A 7,906-nucleotide genomic window follows, 5' to 3' on the forward strand; every position below is an offset into this window, starting at 1 on the left:
CTATTATTGATTTGGTCGCCTTGTAGAGCATATTTTCTAGTTGTATAAGTTTCATATTGCTCCAAATGTATAACGCCCTGTTAAGGGGTGAGCAACGCAATACCGATGCTGCCGCATACCACCTTAATCACTTAAGCCAACGCATAGTGAAAATGCCACGTGTTGCGAATCCCTCTTGAACAGCTTGTTAACTGAGCGCCTTTCAGTTTTCGCCGTTCTTTCAGCCACTTTCGCCAAAGCTCATTTTGCTAATTAATGATTAGCAAAGCTAACCCAAATATGTATTTAACCAAAAAATTACCGTTTATCTTTAGTTTGAAATGCGTCTCACAACACCATACTTCGGCGATGTAAGTATGCCGGACTAATCGCGAATGCCTTATATTATTAGAAGGCTTTGTGTCGCCTTTCACATCAGTAAACTTAAGTATCAAACTGAAGTTAGTCACATTAGCTCAGCTAAGGAAACCGACCGAACACGCTAAATCTCTGAACCTAGAAACTGTATCATTGCGCTTTCATATTTTCTGCGCCAGTTAACGCCGCGTTAAGTAGTGAGCAACGCTGCCACCTAAGCTAAACCATTGTGCCGTAAACACAAAAGCTGAATCAAACTGAAAATGCCACGCGTTGCGAATCTGCCTTAAACGCTTTGTTATGTACGTTTCACCGCGACCACGGAATATGTATGCCAATGCTTCATTTTACCCAATGAAGTTTTCGCTTTTTCATCACGTTCAAAGAACCTGACTATTTCAAAATCTGAGAATAAAGCCTTTACTTCTGATTCCGATAGCGGTGTTGTAGGACTACGATAGTTGTGAGCCCAACTGTCTTTGAAACCCATGAAGTCACCAGCAAACACCCCACCGATTTCAATTGAAGATTTAATGTTGATCCAAGTCGATTCAAATTGGTTTGGGTCAGCGAAGAACAAACTGGAATTTGCGATAACTACACCAGATTTTGGATAGTCGAACGACTCAAACGAAGACTCTGCAATATCCACTAATGGCTTTGACCCAAATCTGTCTCTGCAAATAGCGACCGAATCAGGATTAATATCGAAGCCATGAACTTGAAAACCCTGTTGCTCTAGGTATTCGATATCACTGCCTGTTCCACAACCACAGTCAGTAGCTACTTTGAGGTTTGACTCATTTAGTTGCGCTGCAAATTCAGTGCGTTTTGAATGTGGGCGAGACAGTGCCTTTTCGTAGTACTGCCGCCAAATTTCAGCATTTTCATCCATAAATTTCTGATTTTCCATAAAAGTACATAACGCTGCGTTAAGGTGTGAGTAACGCACATCTGAAACTGCTGCATTGCGCCTTAAACACTTTACTCAACGTAAACTAAAAGTGCCAAGCGTTACGAATCGCTCTTAAACGCCTTGTTAGCATTGCTCTCACACCCATAACTTCACTTTGAAAGCTCTTGTCGTAAATCGCAACAAGTTCTTCAGCACAAGTGATGCTTCTCGAATCGGTAACCTTTAAGTAAGCAACCCGAGCAAGAACTACTGCAAACGTCGCTACAAAAAAACAAACCGCCTAGTAGCGATAACGTAAGAACCCTATCTTTTGAATAGACGGCTAAGATTTGTGTGTATACCCAAATAGCAGAATATGCCGATGGCATTGCACAAAGCATATAGAAAAAGAAATTTCTGGGATACTTCGCTAACCTTTCAAAGTTTCTAGTCTTCGAGCTAGTGTATTTGGTTTTAAGAACGAACTGATCGTTTTTAGGTTCCACATAACAATCACTATAACGGTAAAGCTCAATGGCTTTACTTGGTTTATCCGATGAAAGTAAAAGTGAAATAACATCAAAGTCAGCTCGAATTTTGAAGACAGATTTAAACTGCTGTTCTACTACGAGCTTTCTTGCTTTATTAGCCTCTGAATCAAAACACTGATAAAAGAACTCTAAATTTTTAACTCTGAATTGGTTTCGATTCAGCACCCAATCATGAAAGAACTTTAAGAATGGTAATGCTCCTGCTAGAAAGCCTACCATTGCAGCCGAAGATATCTCCAAGTAACTCTCCTAAAATCACTTTTTCGAAAAAATGCTAACGCCCTGTTAAGGTGTGAGCAACGCAATACCGATGCCTCCGCAAACCACCTTAATCATCAAACGCAACGCATAGTGAAAATGCCACGCGTTGCGAATCACTCTTAAACAGATTGTTAGCTTTTCCGTGCACACATGTTACATAAACTAAGCCATGCATACTTTACCTTTGCTTTTAGTTTCGACTCAGTATTGAACATGACCTCCATACCCATTACTTTGGTTTTTCCTGTCATGTTCACAGTCAAAATATCTTTGCATACTTGCCTGTGATATCCATGAGAAGTTTGAGCGGAAAACAAAAGTTTGGATATATCCTCGGTAATAACACCACCTTTAATCCGAATGTCTGTATGCCCGTTAGCAGCAAACTCCAACACTTCATTTTTCGAGAATACTCGATCAGATTCCGATAATGCTTCCCGGTATTCAGGTGGTTGACCGTTCTCTTTTTCTACCATGTACGATAACTTTTTATAACATGATATTGAATTGATGGTTACTGGATAAGATTTTCGATTTCGGACAACAATAATGTAGTCACTATGTGATTGTCTTTTATGGACGACTACACGCTCAATCCTCAATGCAGGCTGTGCATTTTTATACCAACTAATTAATACAGTCAGTATTGCGATAAAAGCTGCCGTAGAGCTTAAAGCATCTACTATATATTTATAATATTCCATTATTCCACCAAGGAAATGCTAACGCCCAATTAAGGTGTGAGGCGCGCAATACCGATGCTTCCGCATACCACCTTAACCACTAAAACCAACGCATACCCAAAATGCCAAGCGTGCCGAATCACTCTTAAATTGTTTGTTAGTACGCTGTTCCTAAACCGTTTAGTTTGCACCAAGATATTGAAATATAGCACGAAACTGTTGGCTTAAAACGCTGAAGCTGAAGGGGCAACTGCGAAACTAGAACTTAACCTCAAAACTCAAGTTAGCTAGAAGAAAAACACGCCAAACTACCCTATTTTGACCAATTTCAAATTAGCAAAGGATTCGGTCACCGAACTTTGACAACCACACCAACGTACTGAATTTAAGATTAAAAAACTAACCACACAAAAGAAGCCGCGCCAGAGAAATAGCCAAAAAGTTAGAAACCGTAAACGGTGAAGCCAAAGCGAAGACTCCACATATAGTGCCACCGGAAAGAACGTGAAAGGCACGCCCGTTCAGTTGTAAAACTTGGAAAAGAAACCAATAAACACTGAAACTTTTAACCTTTGATGCCAACCCCGTACTAACGCCTTGTTAAGGTGTGAGGCACGCAATACCTAAGCCACCGCATACCACCTTAACCACTGAACCTAACGCATAGTAAAAATGCCACGCGTGCCGAATCACTCTTGAACAATTTGTTAGCTTTCTAGCCAACGAAGTACGCTGAATCATTTTCTGCAAACAAACAATCCAACGGGTAAGGCAGCTCAAGCCTTGGCATATTTCCTTTTGAAAACCATTTAAGGCATACCATTTCATCATCAAGTGCGGATTGAGAACAACTTTCTACTACACATTTGAACATGATGACTGTGTATTCAACTTGATCACCATTTGGGTATGTAAAACCAAAACCCTCACCGCCGAATACACCAAGTAGGCGTTCTACTTTTACAGCCAAACCTGTTTCCTCGCGAACTTCCCTGATCAATGCTTGCACTGGCGACTCTTGAGGTTCAATCATTCCGGCTGGAAGGCTCCATGTGCCATCTGATTTTTGCTGAAGTAGTAGCTCTTTGTTTTCATTTAAAATGACACCCGCAACGCCGGGGATAAGAAGTGACATTGTTCCAACCTTAGAACGAACCTCTTTGATATAGTCACTTGAGCTCAATTTTCCTCCTTGAAAGCTAACGCCCTGTTAAGGGGTGAGCAACGCAATACCGATGCTGCCGCATACCACCTTAATCACTTAAGCCAACGCATAGTGAAAATGCCACGTGTTGCGAATCCCTCTTGAACAGCTTGTTAACTGAGCGCCTTTCAGTTTTCGCCGTTCTTTCAGCCACTTTCGCCAAAGCTCATTTTGCTAATTAATGATTAGCAAAGCTAACCCAAATATGTATTTAACCAAAAAATTACCGTTTATCTTTAGTTTGAAATGCGTCTCACAACACCATACTTCGGCGATGTAAGTATGCCGGACTAATCGCGAATGCCTTATATTATTAGAAGGCTTTGTGTCGCCTTTCACATCAGTAAACTTAAGTATCAAACTGAAGTTAGTCACATTAGCTCAGCTAAGGAAACCGACCGAACACGCTAAATCTCTGAACCTAGAAACTGTATCATTGCGCTTTCATATTTTCTGCGCCAGTTAACGCCGCATTAAGGTGTGAGCAGCGCTTGGCTATACTTGAGCGAAGCGAAACTGCCAAGCGTTGCGAATCACTCTTAAATGCTTTGTTAGGTTTTTACTCAAATAGTTCACTAAACTTCTCTGAATTCCAGACTGAAACAACTGGCGAATCTGATACAACCGCTTTGCTAAAACCATACTTTTCGCTTTTAGTAACGAAAGCTATGGGAACGCTTCTATATAGTAAGGCTACTGAATTACCATCAGCCGACCATTGAAAGCTAAAATCTTGCTCTACTGTCTTCTCAATAATTGCTGTTTTGGAAACTAGCCCTTGGTGTAATTGTGGTGGTTCCCCTGCTCTCATTTTCTGCTTCCAAGATTCCTCGGAAACAGGCACGTACTGTATGTACGCAACAGCATCTCTTTCTGGCTTTTGAGTTTGAGGCTTAGTTAGGTAAAGCACCCCAGACTCTTCAAACTCATCGAGAATTGCATAACGTTCGGACACTTCGTTATATGAGCTTAAAAACAAACCCTCAGACATTACTACTCCTGACATCAACGTACACAAAATAAACAGAATTTTCTTCATGTGACTCCGAAAACCTAACGCCGCATTAAGGTGTGAGCAACGCAATGCCGATGCCGCCGCATACTGCCTTAAACACTAAAACCAATGCATAGTAAAAATGCCACGCGTTGCGAATCCCTCTTGAACAATTTGTTATGTGGTTTTCCCACGTAGCCCTATTAAGTTTCCAAATGGGTCCTCAACTTGGCACATTGAAAGCCCATCTTCAATCTCCATTGGCCCTCGATAAAGACACGCACCGAGTTCTTCAAAATGAGCCAGAGCAACACGTAAATTATCTACTGACCAGTAAACAACCGTACCACTTTTACCAGCCCCAACCTTTTTGTCTGCTTGGACTATTTCTAGTGAGAAACCATTTAGATCAAGCGCTGTGAAGTCAAAGTCAGGATGGTAAATCGGAACGGCTTCGGGGAAAGCTTTCTTGTACCATTCAAGCCCTTTCGCTACATCTGGGACATGAACAAGAACCGCTGATGGATTCATAATTTTTCTCCAACCACATAACGCCCTGCTAAGGGGTGAGCAACGCAATACAAAAGCCGCCGCATACCACCTTAATCACTAAATTCAACGCATAGTAAAAATGCCACGCGTTGCGAATCCCTCTTGAGCAGTTTGTTAGTTTGCAAACCCAAAGCGTTGATTTTACGTTATTTTAAGCTTTGCAAACAATAAACCTTATGTGTTTTGATGCACTTAAATCAGGCGTAGTCTCAAAGCGGCGACTCAATGAAACCACGTGGAACAAACAACGCCGCAGAAAACGAACTAACAACACCAAAAAGCGCTTTTGGAAAACCAATCTCACAATACGGACTTTCAACAAAGCCACTGAAACCACATGAACTTACCACACCATAGAAAACGCCATTTCAGCGAGTAGATCGGCTTTTGCACCAACAAACTCAACGAGCAGAGTTTCAGCAAAAAAGTTCGACTCAGTTAACCCCAAAGCCACCGTACCAAAGAACAAATCAACCGTTGAAACGATACCAATTTTGAGTTTACACCACGCAAGTTAACACTAAAATTGAATGCCGATAAGACAATTTCGACTTTAAGCTTTTACCACTAGATCTTGCGATATAGCTGCGTTTTCCTCTTGCAAACTAACGCCGCATTAAGGTGTGAGCGACGCTTGGCTGTACTTGAGCGAAGCGAAAACGCCAAGCGTTGCGAATCACTCTTAAATGCTTTGTTATACAAACGGTTAGTACCACACTAATACCATTGACATTAGCTCAATTTCTATGCACTTTATAATCAACTAGTCACACAAAGCAACACATAATGGAAAAACAAGTTAAAGATAGCCCTGCACGTTCCACAAACCTAGACCGTACAAAGTATGTGGCTTTCGTATTATCCTTTTACACATACTTTGCTGGAGCTCTATATTTTTATGGGATGATGAGTTCTCTTGGATTCAGAGGTGCGTCTTTAGATAGCATCTTTTCTCCTCTTGTATACTCCCAATACTTCGTTGCAGATATTTTATCTAAGACGTTTATTCTGCAAGACCTCAAAGTACTGTTTTTTCCTTTACAGAATACACTGATTGTAACTGTAGTCATTTTTGCAACTGCTCTGTTGATACACTATAAAGTTTGGGAAAAACTTTCTTTAAAAATTAACCGGAGAAGGCAAATTAAGGAGCCGCTTGTTAAACGCAACCTTCCTTTGGCTTCCTTACTCACTTTTCCATTAGTTTACTTTGGTCAATTACTCACTTTAGTTGCATTACTTGTCCTACTTTCACTTATTGCCCTTCCCTTGTTTACCCCATACTCCATGGGGGAAATTGCTGGAAGGAAAATTCTTGAACATAACAATGGTGAAGTATGTAAAAACTTTGATTGGAACTCTGAAGAATACAAAGCTAAAAATATAGTCCTAAGCTGTGACAGAATTCGTGTCACAAAGTCTGGCAAGTCGGTCATTGGTTCTGTAATACATACCGACCAAAAATTTGTATATGCGGTCACTAATGACTTACTTATTCGAGTAAAAGACGACCAAGTAGTATCTTGTGCAGCTAAACAATTCAAACAGGAAAAACAGGCACTAAAACAACAAAATAGGGAGCTAACCTCAATGTCATGCGAAGAGCTATATCTTCCAAATTCAGAGGGAACTATGTAAGTTTGTATAACGCCCTGTTAAGGTGTGAGCAACGCAATGCCAAAGCCGCTGCATACCACCTTAAACACTAAACGCAACGCATAGTGAAAATGCCACGCGTTGCGAATCACTCTTGAACAGTTTGTTAGGCTTTTAACTGTTCTCGCGCAATACTTGGATCTACTATTGTCAAGTCGAGTTCATTTTGGGCTTTATCTCGCATATCTTGAGCCATGTATATTTTTGTATCGTAGGTCACATATAGCCCTCTGTGATTCAAGTAATGATGCTTGAGTGAGTCATAGTCACCTATCCAATTTGATAGATTCTTGCCCGTTTGCCTTGGATTAAGTGTTTTGGGGTCTGGCCCAAACACACCGATAAACTTATCTTCTAACAAAGATGTATGAATACTTCCCAAACCCTCTCTAGGTGTTTCGTCATGAACTGAACCCAATAACGAAGCGTTTAGTCTAAATTCAGCCTGGTCTAATACTACTCCATATTCATCCATCAGCTTTCGAATATTGCTCTTTTGCTCGTTGTCCATTTTTGTAGTGTCAAAACTGAAAACTCGAGAAGAGCTATAAATCTGTATTTTATTTTTTTTACAGTGTTCTAGTAACTGGAAAATTTCTTCTTCATCTTTTCCATCAATAAGTCTTACCCACACACATGTATCAACAGTAATGGAATTCATTAATCCTCCAGAAGCCTAACGCCTTGTTAAGGTGTGAGGCGCGCAATACCGAAGCTCCCGCATAACACCTTAACCACTAAAACCAACGCATA

At 40.7% G+C, this 7,906-nt stretch carries 8 protein-coding genes and 1 pseudogene; 1 reads left to right on the forward strand and 8 read right to left on the reverse strand.

Annotated elements, in window-relative coordinates; all coding sequences use genetic code 11:
- Positions 1 to 655: 655 nt before the first annotated feature.
- The 7 genes and pseudogenes from MTF70_RS24095 to MTF70_RS24410 form a co-directional block, all read right to left on the reverse strand.
- Positions 656 to 1,252: a methyltransferase domain-containing protein gene (locus tag MTF70_RS24095; protein WP_021707498.1), complete on the reverse strand. Its 597-nt coding sequence runs from the start codon at positions 1,250 to 1,252 to the stop codon at positions 656 to 658.
- A gap of 943 nt (positions 1,253 to 2,195) precedes the next feature.
- Positions 2,196 to 2,768 (reverse strand): hypothetical protein, encoded by a 573-nt coding sequence (locus MTF70_RS24105; RefSeq protein WP_025768910.1) that lies wholly within the window; start codon positions 2,766 to 2,768, stop codon positions 2,196 to 2,198.
- Between the two features lie 694 nt (positions 2,769 to 3,462).
- Entirely contained in the window at positions 3,463 to 3,930 is a 468-nt protein-coding gene (locus MTF70_RS24120; protein WP_025768909.1) for an NUDIX domain-containing protein, read from the reverse strand.
- A 580-nt stretch (positions 3,931 to 4,510) separates the two neighbouring features.
- Complete coding sequence (locus MTF70_RS24130) at positions 4,511 to 4,990, reverse strand: hypothetical protein (protein ID WP_228076447.1); 480 nt, start codon at positions 4,988 to 4,990, stop codon at positions 4,511 to 4,513.
- 25 nt (positions 4,991 to 5,015) lie between these two features.
- A pseudogene (locus tag MTF70_RS24135) lies at positions 5,016 to 5,139 on the reverse strand (DUF3265 domain-containing protein).
- Positions 5,123 to 5,476, reverse strand: coding sequence for a VOC family protein (locus tag MTF70_RS24140; RefSeq protein WP_025769043.1), 354 nt, complete (start codon positions 5,474 to 5,476; stop codon positions 5,123 to 5,125). Before MTF70_RS24140 ends, MTF70_RS24135 begins: the two are co-directional and overlap by 17 nt.
- A gap of 364 nt (positions 5,477 to 5,840) precedes the next feature.
- A complete protein-coding gene (locus MTF70_RS24410) occupies positions 5,841 to 5,966 on the reverse strand; it encodes a hypothetical protein (RefSeq protein WP_257884104.1) in 126 nt (41 codons plus the stop codon).
- 317 nt (positions 5,967 to 6,283) lie between these two features.
- On the opposite strand from MTF70_RS24410, the gene MTF70_RS24150 reads away from it, so the two are divergent.
- Entirely contained in the window at positions 6,284 to 7,135 is an 852-nt protein-coding gene (locus MTF70_RS24150; RefSeq protein WP_025769044.1) for a hypothetical protein, read from the forward strand.
- Positions 7,136 to 7,259: 124 nt separating this feature from the next.
- On the opposite strand, the gene MTF70_RS24160 is transcribed toward MTF70_RS24150, so the two are convergent.
- Entirely contained in the window at positions 7,260 to 7,814 is a 555-nt protein-coding gene (locus MTF70_RS24160) for a hypothetical protein (RefSeq protein WP_025769045.1), read from the reverse strand.
- Positions 7,815 to 7,906 lie beyond the last annotated feature (92 nt).

Source organism: Vibrio sp. 2CM40D, assembly GCF_023161825.1.
GTDB lineage: Bacteria > Pseudomonadota > Gammaproteobacteria > Enterobacterales > Vibrionaceae > Vibrio > Vibrio alginolyticus.

Excerpts from the sequence above, each read along its gene's own strand:
- MTF70_RS24140 (WP_025769043.1), bottom strand. The coding sequence starts at position 5,476 with ATGAATCCATCAGCGGTTCTTGTTCATGTCCCAGATGTAGCGAAAGGG.
- MTF70_RS24095 (WP_021707498.1), bottom strand. The coding sequence starts at position 1,252 with ATGGATGAAAATGCTGAAATTTGGCGGCAGTACTACGAAAAGGCACTG.
- MTF70_RS24160 (WP_025769045.1), bottom strand. The coding sequence starts at position 7,814 with ATGAATTCCATTACTGTTGATACATGTGTGTGGGTAAGACTTATTGAT.
- MTF70_RS24105 (WP_025768910.1), bottom strand. The coding sequence starts at position 2,768 with ATGGAATATTATAAATATATAGTAGATGCTTTAAGCTCTACGGCAGCT.
- MTF70_RS24130 (WP_228076447.1), bottom strand. The coding sequence starts at position 4,990 with ATGAAGAAAATTCTGTTTATTTTGTGTACGTTGATGTCAGGAGTAGTA.
- MTF70_RS24150 (WP_025769044.1), top strand. The coding sequence starts at position 6,284 with ATGGAAAAACAAGTTAAAGATAGCCCTGCACGTTCCACAAACCTAGAC.